This window comes from Kouleothrix sp. (genome assembly GCF_046328425.1).
Taxonomy (GTDB): Bacteria; Chloroflexota; Chloroflexia; order Chloroflexales; family Roseiflexaceae; genus Kouleothrix.
Genome location: NZ_JAXLWP010000009.1, coordinates 209506 through 232454, shown reverse-complemented (window position 1 = coordinate 232454; position 22949 = coordinate 209506). Strand labels below are relative to the sequence as shown.

The window sequence follows — 22949 nt, the reverse complement described above, 5'->3', positions numbered from 1 at the left end:
AGGCTCGGCACACCAACTGCGTAAGTCCTAAATCTATACGTGATCAAGCGAACAGCGTATCATATTGCAATGCCCTGCCCAGGAAGCTGGGCAGGGCATCGCAAAACACCAGCGAACAAACGCAGTTGGTATTAGCCAGCCGCCGCTGCATCGAGCGCTGGCAGGTGCTCGTCGTAGTGCGCGTAAGTGTCGTCGGCGATCGTCTCGAGCAGCGAGCCGCCCAGCAGCTGGCTGAGCGCGCCGTCGTCGCGCAGGTCGGCGTCGGAGAGCTGCGCCAGCGCCGCCAGCACGCGAGCATAGGACGCGTCGAAGTCGGCGCGCACCCGCGCGAGCGGCAGATCGCGGTTCGCGGCGTAGTTCGCGGCGTTCGCGCGATCGACGGCGGCCGCGCTATCTTCGCCCGGCTGGCGCAGCGGCGCGGGCGGCTCGCCGCGCAGCAGCCCTTCGACGAGCGCTGCAGTCCGGTTGTGCCAGAGGCTTATGTGCGCCAGAATATCTTTCACCGACCAGTCATCCTGGGCGCCAGGCTGGATCTGCTGCTCGTCGCTGATGCGCGACAGCGTAGCCACAAGCTGCGCGAACGCGGCGCTGACGCGCGCGTAGAGCTCGGCCTGGGTGGTTGGGTGCTCCATAGCTCACTCCCTCTCTCAAAACGGCGGTTCCTCGTCCTTCTTGCGGCGCTCGCCGGGCGGCGTGATGCGCAGCTGGCCGGCGCGCGCGCTTTCTTTGCGGGCCTTCAGAATAAGGTTCGCGATGGCGTCGTCGCCGCTCGCCTGCAGGTAGCTTACCAGCTGATCGAGCTCCTTGGCATCGTAGCGCGACGAGACGCCCGGCGCAGTTAGCTGCAGGCGGTAGCCGTCGGCCTCGGCGCGCCCGCCCAGCTCGGCCAGCACCTCGGATATCTGCGCGCGCAGCTCGGCCTTCTCGGCCTCGAGCGGCGCCAGCTGCGACTCGACCTCACCCAGGTCGGAGATCAGCGCGCGTAGCGCCTCGCGGGCGCTGATGCTGCCCGATTGCCAGTCGGAAAATATTTGCGATGCCATGCGCGTATCCTTCAACAAACTTGTAAGCCTTCAGCCACATTTGGTAGATCGATCAATCAAAACAAACGTTCTTACTAAGCTATTATACCGTGTAGCTGAACAAAAAACAACCGTTTTGCATCTAATGTAGTAGGCATCAAACAAGTGATGCCGGCACTAGCGCAGGAGGAATTATGCCTAGCTTGTTCGTGTTGAGCCTTATAGTTGTCGCTGTGCTTATTCTTTGTCTGTTTGCATATATTTTCTATATCTTTGGCAGAAAGAAAGGCAAAGAAAAGGGAATGCTGCTGAGCGAAGACACATGGAATAAAGAATGGATTGTAGGTAAGCAGAAAGTCGCCGTGGAATTCGAAAGCATCTGGAATGAGCAAAAGCGCGATTTCCAGACGACAGTTAACGCACTAGAACGCCAGATCAACCGACGTATGCTTGAGTCGTTAGAACAAACACGCACTGCGGGCGCGCCAATTTTGCATGAGCTTAAAAAGGTATTAGACGAGGCTCAGAATCAGCGGCAGCCGCCACCCGACGGAAACGGATCAACTGCACAGAATATGCAGCCTAGCGATAGCGCCCTGAATTCACCAATCAAACGAGTGAAATAAGCCCTTCGGTGTACGTAGAAACACCAAGCGCTGCACAAAAGCTTTGGCGTAGAGTACCCTGCCGGCGCGGGGCTACGCCCCGCGCCAGATCTGCCTGCGTTATGCTGATAACTGGCTCGCGGCCAGCGCCGCGCCGATGATCCCGGCCTCGTTGAGCATCTGCGCCGGCACCACCGGCGTGCGCAGCGTCAGAAAGGGCAAGAACTTCGCGTGCTTCTTGCTCACGCCGCCGCCGATAATAAACAGGTTTGGCGAGAAAAGCGCATCGTAGCAGTGCAGCACTTCGTCAAAGCGCGCGGCCCACTCTTTCCAGCCGAGCTTTTTCTTGGCGCGCACGCGATCCGACGCGCGGTGCTCGGCCTCTTTGCCGCGAACCTCAAGGTGGCCCAGCTCGGTGTTCGGCACAAGCTGGCCGTCGACGAACAGCGCCGAGCCGATGCCGGTGCCGATTGTCAGCATCATCACCACGCCGCGCTGGCCGCGCCCGGCGCCATACTGCATCTCGGCGATGCCTGCGGCGTCGCCATCGTTGACCACCACAAACGGGCAGCCGGACTGCTTCTGCAGCAGCGCCGCCGCGTCCGTGCCGATCCATCCTTTGTCGACATTCGCCGCGCTGTAGGCGACGCCATTCTTCATGATCGCCGGGAATGTACTGCCGGCCGGGCCAGTCCACTCGAAGTGTCGCACGATCTGGGCCACCACGTCGGCTACGGGCGTGGGTGCCGAGGGCTGGGGAGTTGGGATGCGGTGGTAGGGCACAGTCAGCGCCCCGCACTCGACATCCACCGGCGCGCCTTTGATGCCTGAGCCGCCGATGTCGATGCCAAGAATAATCATAGCACCTCCATATCCTTCGATGTCAGGCGTAAGTATACTCGCATGCATGGCTTTCGGGCAATCCGAGCGGCGCTAGCCCGCGAGCATGCGCCATACGCGCAGCAGCTCGGCCACGCCCCAGGCCTGCGCTATCGCGCCGCGCGGCAGGTGCGGCGCATCGCCCTCGAAGATCTCCGAGACGCTGCCGAGGCATGCGTCGCGCAGGTGGTGCTCGAACGGCCGCAGAAACGCCAGCGCGGCCTGGGCGTCGCCGTAGACGCGAAAGTGCGCCTCGGCGAACGCGCCGATCGGCCAGCTCCACACCGGCCCTTGGTGGTATACGCTGTCGCGCTGGCGCGGCGTGCCTACGAACGTGCCGCAGTAGGCCGGGTGCGCCGGGTCGAGCGAGCGCAGCCCGTAGCTTGCCAGCAGCGCGCGCGCGGTTGTGTCGACGACGCGGCGCGCGGCGTCGCCTTCGAGCAGCGGGTGGTGCAGCGACACCGCGAAGATCTGGTTCGGCCGCAGCGTCCAGTCGTCGCCTTCTGGCGCATCGACGACGTCGGCCAGGTGCTCGGTGTCAGACCGAATAAACCGCCGCTGGAATGAGGTGCGCGCCTGGTTCGCCAGCTGATCGTAACGGTCGGCTGCATCATCGTTACGTTTACGAAGGAAATCGGCCAGGATGCGGAGCAGGTTATACCACAGGGCGTTGATTTCGACTGGCTTGCCAATCCGCGGCGTAATCACCCAGTCGCCGATCTTGGCGTCCATCCAGGTGAGCTGCACGCCAGGCTCACCGGCGTAGAGCAGCCCGTCGGCCGGGTCAACGTGGATATGGTAGCGCGTGCCGGCGATGTGCTTGTCGGCGATATCGCGCAGCGTCGGCAGCAGGTCGCTCACCAGCGCCTCGTCGCGCGTCGCCTCGTAGTAGGCGCGGATGGCCTCGACATACCACAGCGTCGCGTCGACGGTGTTGTAGCCAGGCACAACCCCGGCGCTGTCGGGGAAGTTGTTTGGCAGCAGGCCATCGGCCACGTAGCGCGCGAACGTGCGCAGGATGCCGGCGGCGTCTTCCGGGCGGCCGGTTGCAAGCGTGAGGCCTGGCAGCGCGATCATGGTGTCTCTTCCCCAGTCGTTGAACCAATGATACCCGGCGATCACGGTTTTGCCCGTGGTCGCGGCATCGTCTGCCCGCGCAACCACAAACTGGTCGGCCGCCAGCACCAGCTGCTGCACGATCGGATCGGCGCTCTTGGCCTTCGCGCGCCGTAGCAGCTCGCCCTGGCGCGCCTGGGCCAGCCTAAGCGCGCCGGCGGCTGCCAGATCGGGCGTGGGCTCGGCTGAAAGGATCAGCGTCCAGCTTTCGCCAGGCCGAAGCGTGGCTGTAAACACGCCCGGCGCGAACAGATCCGACTCGGTATCGTCAAAGCCGCGCTCGTCCTCGACGCGGTGATAGAAGTGCTCGAACCAGCTACTGCCGGCCGTGAAGGTTCCGGCACCGGCCAGCAGCTGTATCGGGCATGCATTCGCCGCTGCAGCTACCGTCGCGCCGTGGTCGCGCGGCTCCACCGTGAAGCTGTGCTGGCTCCGGCTCGTCAGCACGTGAAAGTCGCGGTAGGTCACCAGCGGAGTGATTTCCAGCTCGAGCGGCCGCGTCGCGCGCACCAGCCGATAGCTCACGTAGGTGGTATTTGCGCCGTAGGCCATCCACACGCGCTTCTCAACGATTGCGTCAGCCAGCGCGTAGCGCCACACCGGCAGCGCGCCGTCGAGCGCGAACGACTCGGCCAGGCGGTAGCCGTGCTGATCAACCGTGCCGTCGGCGTACTCAAACGTGAACAGCGGGAAGCGCGCGCCGGCGTAGGCGGCCCACTCGACCAGGCTGCCCACCAGCACGGTGCGCTCGACCGGCGGCGCAAGGGCGGCCACGAGCAAGCCGTGATAGCGGCGCGTGTTCGGGCCGGCGAGCGTGCCCGAGGCGTAGCCGCCCAGGCCATTGGCCACCAGCCACTCGCGCCGCAGCCCGGCCGCCAGGTCGCCGCAGACCTCGCGGCCAAAGCTGACCAGCGGGTGGCGGAGTATCGAGGATGCGTTCATCGGTTGTACTCCCTTTGAGCGTGCTGTTGCCAGTTTGGCTATCGTACATAGAGCGATCTTCCACTCCATCTTCTGTATGCGGCTTTTCCGCGCAGAGCGTGGAAAAACCGCATACAATACACGAAGATAGTACCGCGAACGCCACAAAGGAGCAAAGAGATATGTCGACCATCGACTTTGAGGCTACGCTCTTTGAAATCAACTCCTGGACTATTCTCAGGCTGCCCGAGGATGCTTCGTCGCAGCTCCCATCACGAGGGATGACCATGGTTGAAGGAAAGCTCAATGGCGTTCCTTTTAAAGCCTTGCTCGAGCCGGATGGCAGGTATGCGCCTGGAAAAAAACCGAGCCACTGGTTTCAGCCTGGCCAAAAGCTGCTTGAAGATGCTTCGGCAACCGTAGGCGATACAGTTCACGTTGCGCTTGAGCCGACCAAAGAATGGATCGAGCCGGAGGTTCCTGAAGATCTCCAAAGAGCGCTGGCAACTTCCGCCAAAGCCGAGGCCCTATGGAACGAGATAAGCCCACTTGCCCGCTGGGATTGGATCCGCTGGATACGCGCGGTCAAAACGTCGGAGACCCGCCAGAAGCATATCGATGTTGCGCTCGACAAGCTCAATAAAGGCATGCGGCGGCCCTGCTGTTTTAACCGTAATCTCTGCAGTGAGCCTGCCGTGTCGCATAACTGGGTGCTGCTTGAGCCGAAGCAAGCGGCAGAGTAGCACGAGAGCAGAACGCGCAGCGATTGAGCCTGGAGCCTAGCAGCGCTGCCGCAGAGGCAGGAGGATGTTTGTTACAGAGTGGCGGTTTCGGCTTTGCCGAAACCGCCACTCTGCCTTCCCTGGTGTGGGTGCGCCGGAACATAGCGCGAGCGCGCAAAGGCATAGCGCGGGTGCGCCGGAACATAGCGCGGGTGCGCTATGCTCTGGCCCTGCACGATACGCACAAAAGCGGATCACGTAGGCGGCGGCTGGGGCGCTGCCGAATCAGTGGCGGGCCGGTGATCGCCCTGCTGCTGGATGAGCTTGGCGATCAGGCCAGTCCAGCCGGTCTGGTGGCTGGCGCCAAGGCCGGCGCCGGTATCGCCGTGGAAGTACTCGAAGAACGGAATATAATCGCGCCAGTGTGCGTCGGACTGGAGCAGCTGGCTTTCGCCGAACACCGCGCGCCGGCCAACCGCGTCGCGCACGAACAGGCGCATCAGCCGGCTCGATAGCTCGTCGGCGATCTGGTTCAGCGTCAGCATCCGCCCCGAGCCAGTCGGGCACTCGACGAGAAAGTCGTCGCCGTAGTAGTGATGAAACTGCTGGAGCGCCTCGATCAGCAAATAGTTCACCGGGAACCACACCGGCCCGCGCCAGTTTGAGTTGCCGCCGAACAGGCCGCTCTGCGACTCGGCCGGCTGGTAGCGCACCTCGTAGCTAGCGCCGCCGAACTCCAGCTGGTAAGGATGATCGGCGTGAAAACGCGAGAGCGCGCGCACGCCGTGCTGCGACAAAAACTCGGCCTCGTCGAGCATGCGCGCCAGCAGGCGCTTCATGCGGTGGCCACGGCAGATCGCCAGCAGCCGGCGTGCGCCCACGCCCGGCACATACCAGCGCGACACCAGGCTGGCGAGCTGCGGGCGATGCTCGAGGAACCACTCCATGCGAAACTTGAACTCGGGCACTTTTTCGAGCAGCGCCGGCTCGATCGTCGTGACCGCGAACAGCGGAATAAGCCCGACCATCGAGCGCACGCGCAGCGTAATATTCTGGCCGGGGCCAAGGTGCAGCACATCGTAGAAAAACTCGTCCTGCTCGTCCCACAGCGCGATCCCCTCGCCGGCAATATTGTTCATGGCCTCGGCGATATACAGGAAATGCTCGAAAAACTTGGTGGCAATATCTTCGTACACGCGGTTGTGGCAGGCTAGCTCGAGCGCGATCGACATCATATTCAGGCAGAACATGCCCATCCAGCTGGTGCCGTCGCTCTGCTCGATATGGCCGCCGGTGGGCAGCGGCGCGCTGCGGTCGAACACGCCGATATTGTCGAGCCCCAGGAATCCGCCCTGGAACACATTCAGGCCCTCGGCGTCCTTGCGGTTCACCCACCAGGTGAAGTTCAGCAGCAGCTTGTGGAACACCCGCTCGAGAAACTGCAGATCGCCCGCTCCGTGATGCTTCTGCTCGATCTTATAGACGCGCCAGGCGGCCCAGGCCAGCACCGGCGGGTTCACATCGCCGAAGGCCCACTCGTAGGCCGGGATCTGGCCGTTGGGATGCTGAAACCACTCGCGGCCGAGCAAGATCAGCTGGGCTTTGGCGAACGCCGGATCGACCAGCGCCAGCGGCAGGCAGTGAAACGCCAGATCCCAGGCGGCGAACCAGGGGTACTCCCAGGTGTCGGGCATTGAGATGATGTCGGCGCTGTTCAGGTGGCGCCAGTCGTGGTTGCGGCCGCTCAGGCGGCCAGGCGGCGGCGCGGGCTGGCCTGGGTCGCCGCGCAGCCACAGGTCGACATCGTAGTGGTAGAACTGTTTCGACCAGAGCATGCCCGCGAAGGCCTGGCGCTGGATCATGCGCTCGTCGTCGCTCAGCGTAGCCGGCTGCAGCGCGGCATAGAACGCGTCGGCCTCGGCGATGCGCTGTGCGAAGAGTGTGTCGAAATCGCCAAAGACCAGGGGCGAAGCACCAAGAAGCAAATGGCGCCGTTCATTTTCGTCGCTGGTCGTTGGCGATGCGTCTTTGGTATGGAGCAGCCTTAGCCGGATTGTGGCGGTTTCGCCCGGCCCGATCGCCAGCTGGTAGTGCGCGGCGGCCTTGGTGCCGGCTTCGGCCGGGTTCACCGCGCCGGCGCGCGCGCCCACCACTGCGTCGTTGATAGCATCTTTGACGAAGGGCGCAGAGTTTGGCGCGCGGTACAGCCGCTCGGCGTTGGTGTCGTTCTCGGTGAACAGCAGCGCGGGCCGGCCTTCGCCGGCCAGCAAGTAGCTGCCGAGGGTGTGGTGCTCGGCCAGTATGCCCCAGGCGGTGTCTTCGGCAGACGCACGGCCGAGGCGCGGGCGCAGCTGGGCGCCGTCGTGCTCTTCGCCCCAGGCCCAGGTATTGCGAAACCACAGCGTCGGCAGCAGGTGCAGCTCGGCGGCGTCGGGGCCACGGTTGGTGGCGCTGATGCGCACGAGGATATCCTGCGGGGTAGCCTTGGCGTACTCCACAAACACGTCGAAGTAGCGGTCGCCATCGAAGGCGCCAGTGTCCACCAGCTCGAACTCGGGGTCGAGCTTACCGCGCTGGCGGTTAGTCTCGGCCAGCGCGGCATACGGAAACTCGGCCTGCGGGTACTTATAGAGCATCTTCATGTACGAGTGCGTTGGCGTCGAGTCGAGGTAGAAATAGCACTCTTTCACATCCTCGCCGTGATTACCCTCGGGGCCGGTCAGGCCGAACAGGCGCTCCTTGAGGATCGGGTCGCGGCCATTCCACAGCGCCAGCGCGAAGCACAGTCGCTGCTGGCTGTCGCAGATGCCGGCGATGCCGTCTTCGCTCCAGCGGTAGGCACGCGAGCGGGCGTGGTCGTGCGGGAAATATTCCCAGGCGCTGCCGGACGCGCTGTAGTCTTCGCGCACGGTGCCCCAGGCGCGCTCGGCCAGGTACGGCCCCCACTGCTTCCAGCGCGAGCCGCCATTATGCAGCCGGTCGTGTTCGATGGTCATTGCCGCCCTCTCCTCCCTACTCGTCGAGGGCCATGAACAGATTGTTCAACGACTCAGCCAGCGTCGGGTGGGCAAACACGCCATCGCGCAGGGCGGTGTAGGGCAGCCTGCCCAGCATAGCGATCTGCAGCGCCGACATGATCTCGCCGCCTTCGATCCCCAGCACTGCCGCGCCGAGGATCTGGTTGGTATCGGCATCGACCAGCGCCTTCATAAAGCCGCGCGTCTCGTCGACCTCAAGCGCGCGCGCCACGCTGGTCATCGGCAGGCGAGCGACTCGCACGGCGCGGCCTTGCGCGCGGGCCTCGGCCTCGCTCAGCCCAACCCGGCCAAGCTGCGGGTCGATAAACACCGTGTAGGGCACCAGCCGGTCGCGCGTGCTGGCCGCGCCGCCCTCGATCAGGTTTGCGCGCAGGATTCTGAAATCGTCGTAGGAAATGTGTGTGAAGGCCGGGCCGCCCTTGATATCGCCCAGCGCATAGATGCCGGGCACATTGGTTTCGAGCCGCTCGCTCACCTCGATGAAGCCGTGCTTGTCGGCGCGCACGCCGGCCGCCGGCAGGTTGAGCGTATCGCTGTTGGGCGTGCGGCCGGCGGCCACCAGCAGGTGCGAGCCGGCGATCACGCGCTCGGCGCCATCTTTGGCGCGCACGGTCAAGGCGATCGCGCCATCGGCGGCACGGGCCACGCGCGGCGCCTCGCTGTCGAGCAGCAGCTCGATGCCATCCTGGCGCATGATCTCGGCCACCGCGTCGGCCACGTCGTCGTCCTCGCGCGCCAGCAGCTTCGGCCCGCGCTGGATCACCGTCACCTGGCTGCCGAAGCGCCGGAACATCTGGCCGAACTCCAGCCCGATATAGCCGCCGCCGATCACCAGCAGATGCGCGGGCACCTCGCCCAGCTCCATGATCGTGGTCGAGTTGAGGTACGGAACATCGGCGATACCCGCAATCTGTGGCAGGCTCGGCCGCGCTCCGGCGTTGATGATGATCAGGCCGGCGCTGATCTGGCGCGCGCCGCCGTCGTTCAGGCGCACATCCAGGGTCTGCGCGCCGCCGAAGCTCGCCGCGCCGAACAGCAGGTCGACGCCGTCGGTCGCCTCGATCCGGCGCTGGCTGCCGCCGCGGAAGCTCTCGACGATCGCGCGCTTGCGCTGGCGCACCGTGGCCATATCGATCGTGACCGGCCCGGTGTGCACGCCGTAATCGGCGGCGCGGCGCGCCAGGTGAGCCACGCGCGCGCTGGCGACCATGGTTTTGGTGGGGGTGCAGCCCTCGTTGACACAGGTGCCGCCCACGTGCTCGCGCTCGACAAGCGCAGTACGCCGGCCGGCCCGCGCAAGCGCGGTAGCAAGCGGCCCACCGGCCTGGCCCGCACCGATCACAATCGCGTCGTATCGATCTTCGGTCACTGGCTCCCCCTTCTTGAAGTCCTGGGCTTTGCGTAGCCCTGCAGGCCTTAGAGCCTGTTTGAAAAGGGGGTGCGCGAGGGGCTATGCCCCTTGCACTTCCTTCTGGCGGGTGGCGGCCACGAATGGGCTGCCACCCGCCAGGTGAACTTTGGAGGGACTTCGTCCCTCCAAACCACCCTTTCAAACAACTTCTTAAGCTCCAGCTCAAAGCTCAAACCTACACGCCCTTGAGGTACTCGCGCACCATCAGCGCGACGGTGGCACCTTCGCCGGCAGCGCTGGCGGCCTGCTTGGTGCTGCCCTTGCGCACATCGCCGGCGGCAAAAATGCCCGGCACGCCGGTTTCGAGCGTGGGCGACGTAAGCACAAAGCCATACTCATCGCGGGCGATCTCGGGCGGCAGCCAGCCGCTGTTGGGCGTCAGGCCGATAAACACGAACACGCCGGCCGGCTCGAGATCCTCGGCGGCGCCGGTGGCGCGGTTGCGAATGCTGATGCCGCTGAGCTTGCTCTCGCCGTGCAGCGCCGTCACCTCGGTATTGTAGCGCACCTCGACCTTGGGCGTCTCGGCGATTTTATCGATCACAACCTTGCTGGCGGTAAGCTTATCGCCGCGCGCCAGGATCGTCACTTTGTCGGCGAAGCGCGTGAGGAACAGGCTTTCTTCGCCGGCGCTGTTGCCGCCGCCGATCACCGCCACGTGCCGGCCCTTGTAGAACGGGCCGTCGCAGGTGGCGCAGAAGTGCACGCCCGCGCCGATCAGCTCGTCTTCGCCGGGCACGCCGAGGCGCTTGTACGTCGAGCCGGTGGCGATCAGCACGGCGCGCGCGCCATACACATTGCCGTCGGCGGTAGCAACGTAGTGCGACTCTTCCTCGCTGCGCAGGCTCGTAACCTCCTGCGCCTGCAGCAGCTCGACGCCAAACCGGCGCGCCTGCTGGGTCAGCCGGTCGGCGAACTCGGCGCCGCCAATGCCCTCGGGGAAGCCGGGGAAATTGTCGAGCCGCTCGGTGACGCCAGCCTGGCCGCCCAGGCCGCTGCGCTCGATCACCAGCACATCGAGGCCCTCGCGCGCGGCGTAGAGCGCGGCCGTGAGGCTGGTAGGCCCGCCGCCGATGCAGATCAGGTCGTAGTAATCCATCTTCGCGCGCGTCTGCAGCCCCAGCTTGGCCGCCAGCTCGGCATTGCTCGGCTCGACAAGCATGCTGTCGTCGTCGAACACGATCGTCGGGATGATGCGCTTGCCATTGTTCACGCGCTCGACCAGCGCGAGCCCCTCGGCGTCCTGCTCGACATCGACCCAGTTATAGTGCACGCGCTGCTCGCCCAGAAACTTCTTGGCGCGCTTGCAATCGCTGCACCAGGTCGCGCCGTAGACCGTGAGGTTGGTGTGAGACATTCGAACGACTCCTTTGGGCATGTGGGCACGGCTCAGACCAGCGCTTCGCTGCGTCGCCCCGGCGCCGTAGGGGCGCAGGGCCGAAGCTCCGGCAGTTGAACCAGGCCTTATAGATCTACACAGAAGCGATATTGCACTACAGTCTGCTTGGGCGGCGATCTGTTACACGGGGCGGCGCAAGATGTATTATACTGGACGCACTCCTCCGGTCTTACGGTTCGTTGCCCAAAGAACACGTAGCGGCGCAATAGAGCGCGCCCATTCAAGCCTGAGGATCAAGGCATGGCTTCCAGAATGTTCCGCAGAGCCATGGCCAAGCCGCACGATGATTGTGTTCGATGCATGTGCTAGGGGAACGTTTGCTATGGCCGACCGCGGGCAAGAACCATTAGCGACAGAGGGTGGCGCCTCGGCCGACGACTTGCAGCTGCTCGAAAGGCTACGTGCCGGCGACGAGCGTGCGTTCGAGGCGCTGATCGGCCGCTACCACAGCGCGCTGCTGCGCCTGGCAATGATGTACGTGCCAAGCCGCGCCGTGGCCGAAGAGGTGGTGCAGGAAACCTGGCTGGGCGTGCTGCAGGGGCTAGCGCGCTTCGAGGGCCGGTCGTCGCTGAAGACCTGGCTGTTTCGCATCCTCACGAACCGCGCCAAGACGCGCGGCCAGCGCGAGAGCCGCAGCGTACCCTTCGCCGACCTGGCCGCCGCCGAGGCCACAGGCGACGAGCCGGCGGTCGACGCGGATCGCTTTCTGCCGCCCGGCCACGAAGACGCCGGCTGGTGGGCAATCTACCCGCGCGCCTGGTCGGGCGCGCCGGAAGAGCGGCTGCTGGCGCTAGAAACTCGTGAAGTGATCGACCGGGCCATCGCCGCGCTGCCGCCGGCCCAGCGCGAAGTGATCACACTGCGCGATATCGAGGGCTGGGGCTCGGAAGAGGTGTGTAACATTCTGCAGATAAGCGAGACCAATCAGCGCGTACTGCTCCACCGCGCGCGCTCCAAGGTGAGGCGCGCACTTGAGCAGTACATGGAGGAAATTGGTGTCTAACATGGCCGACGCTGAGACGCTACGCTTCTACCCATGCCAGGAGCTGGTCGAGCTTGTGACCGAATATCTCGAAGACGCGCTGAGCCCATCGGAGCACGCGAGCTTTGAGTCGCACCTCGCCATTTGCCTTGGCTGCCGAAATTATGTCGACCAAGTGCGCGGCACGGTCACGGCGATCAGGCACGTGCCGGAGGATCCGGTGGCGCCCGAGGCGCGCGACCGGCTGCTCGCGCTGTTTCGCGCTTGGAAGCAGGGCGCGGAAGAGCCATAGGCTAGCCCAGCGTGATCTCGCCGCCCTCGATCGTCGTGCCGCCGGATGCTTGATCGACATGCACGGCGATCGACACCGTGCCGCCGCTCACATTCAGGTGCGCCGCGTCGATCGTGCTGCCGGCGGCGCTGCCGACGGTGATCGTGCTGCTGAGCGCGCCGGCTTTTACTGTGCCCTTCGGGCCAACCACGTGGCCGCCGGCGGCCAGCTCGCCAACCCGAATATCCAGCACCGCCTGCGCGGCCCTGGCGCCCTGCTCGCGCAGGCCGGGGTCGTCGGCCGCAAACAGCAGGCCGTCGGCGTCGCGCATATACAGCACCGGCGCGCCCCAATCGCGGCCCTGTGGGTCGGCGTTGTAGGCGGCCAGCCGGCCAGCCGCGAGCGCCTGCTCGATCGGCAGGCCGCCCACCAGCGCGCCGTAGAAATGTGCGCTAAAGGCGATAGCGCAGGAGTCGCGGACGGATAGCTGGTTGGCCACCACCGCCGGCAGCTGCTGCTTCACCAGCGCGGGCGCTACGCCGCTCCACACATTCACCCCATCGCGCCGGCCGGTCTCACAGCCGCCCAGCACCGCCAACCGCACGCCATTGCCGCGCAGGTTGATCCCGAGCTGTTCGGCATCGACGGCCTGGTCGTCGAGCGCGAGCTTGCCGACACCGGCGTAGGTGCCGGGCAGATCGGCCATCTGGCGCTCGAAAGTCGCGTGGCCGGCGAAGTGAAAGATCGCCGTGCCGGGCAAGGCGGCCAGCAGCGCGTCGAGCGTAGCATCGGCGAGAAAGGTAGGCGCGATGCCTGGCTGGCCCGCGAAGGCCTGCGCCAGGTTCGCCTGCTCTTGCGCCAGGTCGAGCGGCGGCAAGCCCTCGGCCGAAGCGAGCGCGGCCACCAGCTTGAGCGGGGCGCGCGCCGGCGGCAACGAGCCAGGCGCGGGCAGCGGCTCGTGGCGCACAATCGCCACGCGCGGGTCGAGCGCCAGGAAGCCGTCCATGCCGTCGCCGCCGCCGGCGCGCTCGACGTACAGATACTCCCAGGGCAGCGCGGCCAGCTGGGGCGGCAGGCGCAGCCGCAGCCGCAGGCCGGCGTCGGGGCCGATCGCCAGCAAGCTCTCGGCCAGCAGGTCGCCCACGCCTGCCGCCGCGCCGCTGGCCTTAGGCGGCAGCAGCAGGCTGGCGAGCAGGCGGCCAAGCGCCACCATGGCAGCGTGGTCGAGCGCGCGGCTTTCGAGCTGCTGCAGGCCAAGCTGCAGCGCCTTGTCGTCGTAGGTAACGGCCGCGGCGTCCTCGGGGCGCATCTCGCCGGCGGGCGAGGCAAGCACGCGCACGCTGAAGCTGCCGACGCGGCGCTTGTCGGGCGTGCGCTCGAGCGTCGCCGCCGACGCCTCGATCGACATGTCGTGGTAGAGCATTGTTGTTCCTCAGTAACACCACTTACGTGGTGGAGGTTCGGGGGCGGCAAAGCCGCCCAGCTTCCTTTTGGCAGGTGGCCGCGACCTGCCAAAGAGTGATGTTGGGGGCTTGCGCCCTCCAAGCCTCCCGCGCAGGAGGACATCGCGTACGTCCTGTCAGTAAGCGTTCAGCCCAGCGCGGCGTGGTAGGCCGCGAGAAATTCGCCCCAGCCGGTATGCTGGGCATACGCGGTAGCGGCATAGTAGGGCGAGAGCGCGCCTTCGCCCGGCGGCAGCATGTAGGTCGTCAGGCCGCCCACCGCATCGTAGGCCGCGCCGACGTGCGCGCTGGCCAGCAGCAGATCGGCGTCGCTCAGCGCGGCAAGCACCCGCCCGGCGGCGTGCGCGGCGTCGGCAGTGGCGCCTTGCGCGCTGGGCAGCGCCCGGCAGAAGCCAGCCAGATCGTACAGCTGGAACTTAAACGCGTGCGTGGCGCGCTGGGCCGCCCACACCGCCCCGGCCATGTCGTCGATGCCGGCACGCAGCGCCGCCGCCAGATCGCTCACCGCGCCGGCCAGCGCCGGGATGCCGTCGAGCCGCAACGCGGTAAGCGTCACGCCATCGGGCAGGCCGTCCTGGCCCCACGGCAGCGGATTCTCGCGGAAGTGCGCGCAGTAGCGCTCGACCGCGAGGCGGCCAACTGCGGCGGCGTCCATGGCAGGCTGGGCCGCCAGGCGCGAGAGAATATCTTCATAGGGCCAGCCGTACACCGGCATATCTTCGGCCGAGGCGACATACACCTCGGCGTTGCCGCGCAGCTGGTAGGCCACCTCGGCGTTGCTCATCTGGCAGGCGTTCATGCCCACCAGGTCGAGCGGGCGGCCGAGCGCGCGCGCGGCGCGGCCCACCACCCTGCCGAGCTCAACGGTATCGAGCGAGTGGCCGCTGCCGTCGTCGAAGGCGATCGCGCGATCGGCCGGCGTGGGCTTGGCGATCAGCTCGCGCAGCGCCGACGAGAAGAACACCTGCCCGGCGGTGTCGGCCGCGCCGCGCTGCTGCAGCTCGGCTGCGGTGAGCGGCACGCTGGCGGGGGCGCCCTGGGCCAGCCGCTCGATCTCCTTGGGCGCCCAGCCGCTGCCGTGGCTCCAGAGCACCAGCGCGTAGCGCCTGGCCGGCGCGGCGGCGGCGGCCCAGCCCACGAAATCGAGCAGCGCATCGGGCGCGCCCGAGTCGATCTGGCCAAGGTCTGCGGCCAGCTCGGGCGACGCGCCGATCACCCGGCGTACGGTGCGCTCGGGGGTGGCCTGCTGCACCAGCACGCGCACGCGCTCGTTCAGCGCGGCCTGGCGCATGCGCGCCACGCTCTCCTCGCCCACCTCGGCGGCGTTGTTATGTGTCGCCAGGTAGATCATCCACGTCCAGTCGGCTTCGGCCATGGTAGCGCCTCCGATCAGCGGTTGGCCATCGAGATCACCGGGCCGGCATCCGGCTCGGCCGTGCCCGCGCTTGGCGGCGCAGCCGAGCTGCCGGAGTGCGCGGTCGCGGCGAGCTGGGCGGCCAGCAGCGCGCGCACGCGCGTGGCGGCGGCGCGCGCACGTGGCGACCAGCCCTCGGGCGGGCTGGCCAGCAGCCTGTCGAGATCGGCCAGCGCGGCGCGGTAGATCGCCGGGCGCGAGTCGTCGGGGTAGTCGGCGTTGGGCTGCGGCACGATCGCGGCGTCCTCGGTGGCCTTGATCGCCGCTGCGTAGCTCGGCTCGGCGTCGCTGGCGGGGGTGGCGTTGCTGGCGGGCTTCAGCAGCGGGTTCGGGAAATCGAGCGGCATGCCCAGGCCCAGGCTCACGAGGCCGTGCAGAAAGTGGAAATCGGGCATCGGCGCAGACAGCTTATCCCACTTCTGAAAAATCGCGGGGCGGGCGTCGACCAGCGCCAGCTCGGCGCGGGCCAGATCGTAGCGCCCGGCGCGCGCGGCCTCCTGGGCAAGCTGCAGGTGGTTGGCGTTGGTGAGCAGCGCGTAGGTCCAGGGGATCCAGAAGTTCGCGAAGATCTTGCGGCGCGCGTCGAGCCGGTCGGCGGCAGCGGCGGCGGTGTAGTCGGCGTAGGCGCTGCTGTAGAGCGCGGCGAGCTCATTCCAATCGTGCAGGCCACGGCTCTTCTCCTGCAGCGTCAGCCCGAGCACCAGGTACATGCGCGCACGCCAGTAGCGGTAGCCCACCTGGCCATCGGCCGGCATGCGCTGGCGATCGGCGGCCACCAGCGCCTCGGAGGCGTCGGCGATTGCCTGGCGCATCCAGATGCTGTAGTCTTCGTCGTGGTAGTCGCCATCGGGGCGCGCGCCGGGGCGCGGGCTGTTGCGCAGGCTGAAGTTCAGCAGCGAGCGCGTAGCGTAGGCGCTCGGCAGATCGGCGCCGCCCATCTCGATCACGTGGGTGTAGCGCTCGAGCGCGCTGCCGATCGCGGCGCTGTAGCCAGGCGATGGGCCGCCTTTGCGCGCGGCCGGGTACTGGGTGCTGTCGAGCCAGAATGCCAGCCCCTGCAGCGCTGGGTAGGTCGGGTCGCGCGGGTCGAGATCGGCCGCCGCAGCCAGCAGGGCTTTGGCGCTGCCCCACGCGCCCATCTGGATGCTGCTCCAGGCCTGGCCGGTGTAGGCGCGCGGGTCGGCGGGGCTGGCGGCCGCGAGCTGCTGGAACGCGTTCATGGCTTGCAGCAGGGCGGTGGCGCGCTCGGGCTGGCCCACCGGAGGCTGGTCGATCTGGCCGATCGCCAGCCAGGCCGCCGCCTCGCCGCGCTCGGCAAGGTCGCGGTCCTTGGCCTCGGCGCCGCTCGCCGCCACCGCCTGGTACTCAACGATCGCGGCGGCCAGGTCGCGCCACGATTGGCCGCGAATGGCGTCGACGCCAAGCGGCAGCCCCTGGCGGTCGGGGGCGTTTAGCGCGCCGGCCAGCGCCGAGCCGCGGCTGTAGCAGGCGTCGGCGAGCTGCAGCACGGTTGGCGCCTGCCCTGCGGCGATCGTCGGCGGCGCGCGCTGCTGCAGGTCGATCGCCGCGTCGGGCGTGGTTCGCGCCAGCGCGCCGGCCAGCGCAGCGCAGTCGGCCGGGCCAGCCGGCAGGCCCAGCGCGCTGGCATAGTTGCCCAGCGCGTCGCGGTAGTGCGGCTCGGCCGCGACGGGCGGCAGCTGGCGCGCCAGCAGCGTATCGACGGCGCCGAGATTGGCGTAGAGCCCGGGCCGCTGCGCGCTTGCCGGCGTGGGCGCCACACCGGCGGCGCAAGCGTCGTCGGCCGGGCGCCGGCCCAGCGCGCGCTCGAAGTCGTCGCGCGCGCGGCCGTAGTCGCCGCGCGCCAGGTAGGCGAAACCGCGAAACGCATAGCCGTCGCTCTCGCCCGGCCGCAGGCAGATCACCTGGGTATAGCTGGCGACCGCCTGCTCGATTGGCGCGCAGCCTGCGGGGTTGGCGGCGCACGCCCCCGAGGCCAGCGCCTGCTCGACCAGCCGGTTCCCGCGCACCAGCGCGTTGTACCAGCGCAGGGTCGTGCCGGTATGCCAGCCCAGCAGCACCAGCCCGGCCAGCGCCACTATCGCCAGCAGGGTTCGCAGCATGTACGGCAGCCGCAGCGAAACCGCCAGGCGCAGCGGGCGCGGCGGCGCGTACAGCGTCAGCGCCAGCAGAAAGCCGCCCGCCAGCACCGGCGTAGCCAGGTCGGGCCGCATTCCCAGCGCCCCCAGGTCGATCCGGCCAAGCAGCACGCCGGCTGTCAGCCCCGCGCCCACCAGCGCGGTCGCAATCAGCGGCACCGGCGCGTCGGCGGTGTGGCTATTGGCGCCCAGCGGCTGAGCCACAAACCACCACAGCAGCGGGATGAGCAGGCCAGGCGTGGCAACCACATACAGGTTGATCAGCGAGTAGCCCAGCAGCATCGGCTGGTTGAGCGGCCCCGGCCACAGCACCAGCAGCGCGAGCAGCGCCAGCGCGTACAGCAGCGTCGCCAGAAAGCACATCCCCCACACGCTGCGCACGATCTCGACGCTGAAGTGGCGCGCCGGCCGGTGCAGCCGCCGCCCAAGCTCGTCGCACAGCTCGGCGTAGTTCGTCAGCGTGCCGGGGAGCAGCAGCGCGTGCGAGCCAGCGGCGCGCGGCCGCACCAGCGTGCCCGAGAAGTCGTGCAGCAGGTAGCCAAAGGCGCGCCGGTCGATGGCGATCAGGCTGTCGATATCGGCCAGCGCGATGCTCTGCGTGCCCGGCTGGGCGGGCGCGAGCGCCGCCGCGCGGCTGCCCGCCAGCCGCACCAGCCCACACTGCAGCCGCCTGACGATCCAGCGCAGATCCTGGCGCACCCACAGCACCGCGTCCATCAGCGAGCCCTGGCCGGCCGGGCCGCGCCAGTTCAGCTCGTAGCGATTCAAGATCAGGCGGCCGGGGCGGCGGCTCTGGAACTGCGCCGGCGACGAGAAGCCGATCACCGTCAGGCCCAGCACGGTGTACGACAGCATGTAAAAGCCCATGATCCACAGCAGCCGCCGGGTGGCGCCCAGCGGGTCGAGCGGCGGCGGGCTGGGCTGCAGCTTCACCCGGCTGCCGGCGAGCTGCGTCAGGTTGAGCACATTGAACGAGCCGATGTCGAGCGCCACATTGCCCGAGATCCGCCCCGCCACAAGGTCATTGGTCACGGCCGAGCTGGCCGGCCCACGCGCCAGCGCGTTGGGGAAGCGGGTCATGTCGACCAGCGGCGGCGGGAAGGTCAGCTCGGTCTGCGTCTGGATCTTAACATCGCTGGGCAGCTGCACGGCCAGCAGCAGGCCAACCAGCAGGTAGGCCGGCAGAAACACCGCCGCCGAGACGCGGAACAGGCGCAGCAGCGGGTGTTCGAAGCGCTGTGGAAAGTGGCGCTCGGCGATGCCGTCGAGCAGCACGCGAATGCTGTGGCGCTGCTCGTCGCTCAGGCGCGGCGCGCGCTCGGCGCGCCACAGCTGGTGCGCCAGCCCGCTCACCGCCAGCGCCGGGTCGAGGCTGGCGCTCTCGTCGCCCTGCAGCGTAGTGACGTTCTGCCACGCGGCCAACGCCTCGCGGCAGTTCTGGATGGCGAGGTCGTCGAAGGTGGTGGCCATGCGGGCGTCGCGGCGTGCATCGGCCGTGGCGGCGCGCTGGGCGTTTGCCAGCGCCAGCGCGCTCAGCGTGCGCGCCTGCTGCGTCGGCGCCTGCTGCCGCACAAACACCGGCAGCGCGCTGTTCAGCACCTCGACGGCCTGCTCGGATTTTTCCTGCGTCGCCAGCACCTCGCCCAGCTCTAGCCGCCACACCGCCTGGCGCCACGCGCGCATGATCGTGCTGGGGCGCGCCAGCAGCGCCTCGTAGCCTGCGGCGGCGGCATCGTAGGCCCCCATCAGCACATACAGCCGCGCCAGGCGCTGCGTCACCTCGCCATAGCTGTCGTCGTCGCCGCGTGCCAGCGCCAGGGCGCGCGCCCGGCGGTAGGCGCTGACGCTCAGCACACACAGCCGCGCCACCGTCCAGTCCTGGCCGCGCCCAAGGTTCTGCAGCGCGCCGGGGATGTGTAGCTCGCGCACGCCCTGGCGGATCAGCACAAACAACAGGTACAGCGTCAGCGGCAGGCGCACCAGCGCATCCCAGATCAGGTGCAGCCACAGGATGAGGCCCGCCGGGCGGGGCGGCCGGTCGGCGCCGGCGTCCATGCGCCGGGCGATCGTGCTATACGCATCGCCCAGCGCCACCAGCGTGCGCTCCAGCTCGATCAGCTCGGCCGGCGCCTGCGTACCGCCCGCGTCGGGGCGCCAGCCGCGCTCGCGCGTGTACACAAGCGCGCGGCTGCGGCGCAGCGCGTACTCGGCGGCGCGCAGGCAGCTCAGCGCCGCCGACCAGCTGCCGGTAGCGTTCGACTGCGATGGGTCGAGCGCGCGCGTTGCCAGGCCGCGCAGCAGCTGCGCCTGAACCAGTGGGTCGTGTACCTGCTCGCGGATCCGCGCCGCGCTGTCGAGCTGCGGCGCCACCGGCGGGCGCGGCGCGGTCGCCTCGGGCTGGGCGTCGCTCAGGTCGCGCGCGGCGTCGGCGAGGTCGAGGCCGCGCAGCAGGTGCGCCCAGCGGAAGCGCGCGCTGTACTCGCGCACCTGCGCGTCGTCGTCGGCCGAGAGCTCGAGCCGCTGAGCGGCCTGCACGTCAAGGTCGCGACCCTGGCGTGCCAGCTGGCGGCGGACAAACGCGCCAAAATCGCGGTGGTACAGCGCGTAGGTGCACGCGTCGCCGTCGCCCTGCGCCGTCACAACCGCCTTCAGGTGCTGGTTCAGCGCCGCCTGGATCTGCGCGGGCGCGCGCGCGGTGAGGCAGGCCAGCAGCGCCAGGTTCAGCGGCGCAAACGCGATCGCCAGCGCCGCCAGCACATCGGCATCGGCGTCGTTCGGCGCGGCGGCCATATCGCGGCGCACCTGCTCGAGCGTAGCGGCGTACGTGCCATCGAGCACCCCGGCCAGCGTACCGCTGTCGAAACGCAGCAGCGCGCTCGGGTCGGTCGCCGGCTGCTGTGCGTCGGGCTCCAGCGCGGCGCGCAGCGCATGCGCGTAGCGCCGCACAAACAGGAAGTTGCCCTGGCTGGCCGCCACCGCCTCGCCCACAAAGGCTTCGCGGCTGCTGCCGCCATAGCGCGCCGTGTCCAAGCCGGCGGTGGCGAGCAGCAGCGTGAAGCGATCGGCCACCGACGCGGGCAGCTGCGCCAGGAAGCGCTCGCGGAAGAACGTTTCGATGTCGCGCAGGTTCAGCTCGCGAAACGTCGCCGCCGCGCCGGGCAGCGGCACCGGGTCCTGCAGGTCGATCACCCGCACGCCGGCCTGGGTGCGCAGCGACTGCACTGCCGGGCCGGGCCGGGCCAGGCAGATGATATTGACCCACGGCGGCAGATCCTGGGCGTCGGCCAGCACGCCGACAATATTGCCGTCCTGGCCGCCATCCCACTCCCACGCGCGGTCGAGCCCGTCGATCACAATCACCAGCTGCGGGCTGCGCTCGGCGCGGTGCTGCTCGTTGTAGGCGCGCAGCGGCTCGCGCACGGCCTGGCGGAAGGCCTCGCGTGGGTGCATCCCGCCGATATTGAGCGTCAGCACCTTGACGCTGGTGGGGCCGGCGGCCTGGTTGATGTTCGCACTGGCCTGGATGTGCACCTGCTGCTTGCGCACCGTGTCGGGCAGGCTGTAGCCTTCGCCCAGCACGTCGTAGAGCTGCTGCGCCAGCGCGTCGCAGAACTGGTAGGGGTTGTCGTCGCCGGCGAGGCCGCAGAAGTGCGCCAGGTACGGCACATCAGCGCCCAGGTTCTCGCGCACCAGCTGCGCCGCCAGCGCGGTTTTGCCCACGCCCGGCACGCCCACCAGCACAAGCATGCGGTTCTGCACCGCAAGAAACTTGGCGATCTCGCTGCGCACGTACTCGCGGCCAACGAAATCGTTCTCGTCGGGTCGCAGCAGCTGCTCGTCGACATTCTGCAGCAGTGTTGTCAGCGTGGTCGATATCGGCGTGGCCATGCGGCAGTACTCCTCAGTGCCCCCTCGCCCTTACAAACGCTGCGCCGGGCGCTTTTACGGCATGTGCTTCAAGTCTATCCATCGGCGGCGCGCGCGCCCGATCAAATCAGCAGCGAAGCGGGTGCGAAACCGCACGATTTGCCGGTATCCACGCCAGATGGTATCATCGGCGCCGAGTGCAACACAGCCAAAGGTGGCCGCCATGACCAAGCTGCTGATCATCCTGAACCCCTGGGCCGGCCGCGGTACCGCCGGGCGGCGGCGCCCCGAGATCGAGGCGGCCCTGCGCGAGAGCGGCGCCGACTACTCCGTGCTCACCACTCACGCCCGCGGTGGCGCAACCGAGCTGGCGTGGCAGGGCGTCGAGCACGGCTACGACCGGATCGTCGCGATCGGCGGCGACGGCACAATCAACGAGGTGGTGAACGGGATCAAAGGCGCCGAGGCCAACCTGGGGCGGCGCGCGCGGCTTGGCATCATCCCGCTTGGCACGGGCAGCGATTTCATCAAGGTGCTGGATGGCTTCGAGGCCAACGATATCGCCGGCGGCGTGCGCCGGGCCGTCGGCGACCGCGCGCGGCCGATCGACCTGGGCCGCGCCCAGGTGGGCGACGACCAGCCACGCTACTTTATAAACGCTCTGGGAATGGGCTTTGATGCGCAGGCCGCCGCCGAGGCGCTCAAGCTCACCAAGCTGAAGGGCCTGGCGGTGTACCTGGTAGCGATCATCCGCGCGCTGGCGAACTACAAGGCCCACCCGATGACCGTCGAGTACGACGGCAGCCGCGTGCATCGCCGCCTGCTGTTCGCCAGCGTGGCCAACGGCCGCTGCCAGGGCGGCGGCTTCTGGCTCACGCCCGAGGCGCTGATCGACGACGGCCTGCTCGACCTATGCCTGGTGGACAATTTGCGGATCGACCAGATCGTGCGGCGCCTGCCCAGGGTGATGGAGGGAACCCACACGCAGCTGCGCGAAGTGACCATGGGCCGGGCGCGCAGCATCACCACACTATGCCCGGCCGGCATGCCCGTGGCCACCGACGGCGAGGTGATCGCCACCGACGCGCGCCAGGTGACGGTCGAAACCCTGCCGGCGGCGATCGAGGTGCTGGGGTAGGCCCGAAGCTCGTACGGCGTGCGTCTGCGCGCCGCAAAGATTACGGGTAGCAGTAGTATAGAATCGGCCCTGCGACCGATGCGCGCGTAACTCTTTCAGCCAAGGCCGCATTATAGAGAGTAGACGCGAATGTGAGAGCGCAAAGGGAGCAGGGCAATGGCACAAATCATCTGTTTCGCCGATAACGCCGCAGTCGCCAGCGCGGTGCAGCAGGGGCTCGGCGAGGGCAACCACGCGGTTCACCTACTCTCGGCTTCGCAGCTCACCAGCGAGCTACGCCAGACGGTGCAGCGCATCGCGCCCGACGTGATCCTGCTCGAGCTCTCGCACGCCACCGACAACCCGCACCTGTACTTTTTCCTCCGCGCCGACCGCATCACCCGCAACACGCCGATCATCCTGGTGTCGGCGGCCGGCAAGCGCCTGGCGCAGCAGGCCGAGATCCTCGGCGCCGACGGCTACATCGAGCGCCCGCTGATCAGCGAGCAGCTGCGCAGGGCGGTGACGCCGCACCTGGCTCGCCAGCACGTCGCCGCCGCCTGACA

General features: G+C 67.9%; 16 protein-coding genes. 6 read left to right on the top strand and 10 right to left on the bottom strand.

What is annotated here, in order from left to right:
- Positions 1 to 131 precede the first annotated feature (131 nt).
- Both U0177_RS10585 and U0177_RS10580 read right to left on the bottom strand, forming a co-directional pair.
- Positions 132 to 632, bottom strand: a complete 501-nt coding sequence (locus U0177_RS10585; RefSeq protein WP_409570593.1) for a ClbS/DfsB family four-helix bundle protein — start codon at positions 630 to 632, stop codon at positions 132 to 134.
- Positions 633 to 647: 15 nt separating this feature from the next.
- Entirely contained in the window at positions 648 to 1043 is a 396-nt protein-coding gene (locus tag U0177_RS10580; protein WP_409570592.1) for a hypothetical protein, read from the bottom strand.
- 173 nt (positions 1044 to 1216) lie between these two features.
- Between U0177_RS10580 and U0177_RS10575 the strand changes: the two genes are divergently transcribed.
- Positions 1217 to 1648, top strand: a complete 432-nt coding sequence (locus U0177_RS10575) for a hypothetical protein (RefSeq protein WP_409570591.1) — start codon at positions 1217 to 1219, stop codon at positions 1646 to 1648.
- A 99-nt stretch (positions 1649 to 1747) separates the two neighbouring features.
- Here U0177_RS10575 and ppgK read toward each other — a convergent pair whose 3' ends face one another.
- Positions 1748 to 2488 (bottom strand): polyphosphate--glucose phosphotransferase, encoded by a 741-nt coding sequence (ppgK, locus tag U0177_RS10570; protein WP_409570590.1) that lies wholly within the window; start codon positions 2486 to 2488, stop codon positions 1748 to 1750.
- Positions 2489 to 2560: 72 nt separating this feature from the next.
- On the bottom strand, positions 2561 to 4564 hold the full coding sequence (locus U0177_RS10565) for an amylo-alpha-1,6-glucosidase (protein ID WP_409570589.1): 2004 nt from the start codon (positions 4562 to 4564) through the stop codon (positions 2561 to 2563).
- Between the two features lie 161 nt (positions 4565 to 4725).
- On the opposite strand from U0177_RS10565, the gene U0177_RS10560 reads away from it, so the two are divergent.
- Positions 4726 to 5286: a YdeI/OmpD-associated family protein gene (locus tag U0177_RS10560; RefSeq protein ID WP_409570588.1), complete on the top strand. Its 561-nt coding sequence runs from the start codon at positions 4726 to 4728 to the stop codon at positions 5284 to 5286.
- Between the two features lie 233 nt (positions 5287 to 5519).
- On the opposite strand, the gene U0177_RS10555 is transcribed toward U0177_RS10560, so the two are convergent.
- The 3 genes from U0177_RS10555 to U0177_RS10545 all read right to left on the bottom strand — a co-directional run bounded on the left by U0177_RS10555 (position 5520) and on the right by U0177_RS10545 (position 11071).
- Complete coding sequence (locus U0177_RS10555) at positions 5520 to 8261, bottom strand: MGH1-like glycoside hydrolase domain-containing protein (RefSeq protein ID WP_409570587.1); 2742 nt, start codon at positions 8259 to 8261, stop codon at positions 5520 to 5522.
- A 16-nt stretch (positions 8262 to 8277) separates the two neighbouring features.
- A complete protein-coding gene (locus tag U0177_RS10550; protein ID WP_409570586.1) occupies positions 8278 to 9672 on the bottom strand; it encodes a mercuric reductase in 1395 nt (464 codons plus the stop codon).
- A 217-nt stretch (positions 9673 to 9889) separates the two neighbouring features.
- Entirely contained in the window at positions 9890 to 11071 is a 1182-nt protein-coding gene (locus tag U0177_RS10545; protein WP_409570585.1) for an FAD-dependent oxidoreductase, read from the bottom strand.
- Positions 11072 to 11435: 364 nt separating this feature from the next.
- On the opposite strand from U0177_RS10545, the gene U0177_RS10540 reads away from it, so the two are divergent.
- Together U0177_RS10540 and U0177_RS10535 are read left to right on the top strand one after the other, a co-directional pair.
- Positions 11436 to 12116, top strand: a complete 681-nt coding sequence (locus U0177_RS10540) for an RNA polymerase sigma factor (protein ID WP_409570584.1) — start codon at positions 11436 to 11438, stop codon at positions 12114 to 12116.
- Between the two features lies 1 nt (position 12117).
- Positions 12118 to 12387 (top strand): anti-sigma factor family protein, encoded by a 270-nt coding sequence (locus U0177_RS10535; RefSeq protein WP_409570583.1) that lies wholly within the window; start codon positions 12118 to 12120, stop codon positions 12385 to 12387.
- Between the two features lies 1 nt (position 12388).
- On the opposite strand, the gene U0177_RS10530 is transcribed toward U0177_RS10535, so the two are convergent.
- The 3 genes from U0177_RS10530 to U0177_RS10520 all read right to left on the bottom strand — a co-directional run bounded on the left by U0177_RS10530 (position 12389) and on the right by U0177_RS10520 (position 21287).
- On the bottom strand, positions 12389 to 13789 hold the full coding sequence (locus U0177_RS10530; RefSeq protein ID WP_409570582.1) for a CHAT domain-containing protein: 1401 nt from the start codon (positions 13787 to 13789) through the stop codon (positions 12389 to 12391).
- Positions 13790 to 13956: 167 nt separating this feature from the next.
- The gene (locus U0177_RS10525; RefSeq protein WP_409570581.1) at positions 13957 to 15204 is read right to left on the bottom strand and encodes a clostripain-related cysteine peptidase; all 1248 of its coding nucleotides are present in this window, start codon (positions 15202 to 15204) and stop codon (positions 13957 to 13959) included.
- A gap of 14 nt (positions 15205 to 15218) precedes the next feature.
- A complete protein-coding gene (locus U0177_RS10520; protein ID WP_409570580.1) occupies positions 15219 to 21287 on the bottom strand; it encodes an AAA family ATPase in 6069 nt (2022 codons plus the stop codon).
- A gap of 202 nt (positions 21288 to 21489) precedes the next feature.
- On the opposite strand from U0177_RS10520, the gene U0177_RS10515 reads away from it, so the two are divergent.
- Both U0177_RS10515 and U0177_RS10510 read left to right on the top strand, forming a co-directional pair.
- Complete coding sequence (locus tag U0177_RS10515; RefSeq protein ID WP_409570579.1) at positions 21490 to 22404, top strand: diacylglycerol/lipid kinase family protein; 915 nt, start codon at positions 21490 to 21492, stop codon at positions 22402 to 22404.
- Between the two features lie 156 nt (positions 22405 to 22560).
- Positions 22561 to 22947: a response regulator gene (locus tag U0177_RS10510; RefSeq protein ID WP_409570578.1), complete on the top strand. Its 387-nt coding sequence runs from the start codon at positions 22561 to 22563 to the stop codon at positions 22945 to 22947.
- Positions 22948 to 22949 lie beyond the last annotated feature (2 nt).

Bases quoted from the DNA above. Each gene is read 5' to 3' on its own strand.
- U0177_RS10540 (WP_409570584.1), top strand. From the start codon at position 11,436: ATGGCCGACCGCGGGCAAGAACCATTAGCGACAGAGGGTGGCGCCTCG.
- U0177_RS10530 (WP_409570582.1), bottom strand. From the start codon at position 13,789: ATGCTCTACCACGACATGTCGATCGAGGCGTCGGCGGCGACGCTCGAG.
- U0177_RS10535 (WP_409570583.1), top strand. From the start codon at position 12,118: ATGGCCGACGCTGAGACGCTACGCTTCTACCCATGCCAGGAGCTGGTC.
- U0177_RS10565 (WP_409570589.1), bottom strand. From the start codon at position 4,564: ATGAACGCATCCTCGATACTCCGCCACCCGCTGGTCAGCTTTGGCCGC.
- U0177_RS10575 (WP_409570591.1), top strand. From the start codon at position 1,217: ATGCCTAGCTTGTTCGTGTTGAGCCTTATAGTTGTCGCTGTGCTTATT.
- U0177_RS10525 (WP_409570581.1), bottom strand. From the start codon at position 15,204: ATGGCCGAAGCCGACTGGACGTGGATGATCTACCTGGCGACACATAAC.
- U0177_RS10545 (WP_409570585.1), bottom strand. From the start codon at position 11,071: ATGTCTCACACCAACCTCACGGTCTACGGCGCGACCTGGTGCAGCGAT.
- U0177_RS10585 (WP_409570593.1), bottom strand. From the start codon at position 632: ATGGAGCACCCAACCACCCAGGCCGAGCTCTACGCGCGCGTCAGCGCC.
- U0177_RS10510 (WP_409570578.1), top strand. From the start codon at position 22,561: ATGGCACAAATCATCTGTTTCGCCGATAACGCCGCAGTCGCCAGCGCG.
- U0177_RS10580 (WP_409570592.1), bottom strand. From the start codon at position 1,043: ATGGCATCGCAAATATTTTCCGACTGGCAATCGGGCAGCATCAGCGCC.
- ppgK (WP_409570590.1), bottom strand. From the start codon at position 2,488: ATGATTATTCTTGGCATCGACATCGGCGGCTCAGGCATCAAAGGCGCG.
- U0177_RS10520 (WP_409570580.1), bottom strand. From the start codon at position 21,287: ATGGCCACGCCGATATCGACCACGCTGACAACACTGCTGCAGAATGTC.
- U0177_RS10555 (WP_409570587.1), bottom strand. From the start codon at position 8,261: ATGACCATCGAACACGACCGGCTGCATAATGGCGGCTCGCGCTGGAAG.
- U0177_RS10560 (WP_409570588.1), top strand. From the start codon at position 4,726: ATGTCGACCATCGACTTTGAGGCTACGCTCTTTGAAATCAACTCCTGG.
- U0177_RS10515 (WP_409570579.1), top strand. From the start codon at position 21,490: ATGACCAAGCTGCTGATCATCCTGAACCCCTGGGCCGGCCGCGGTACC.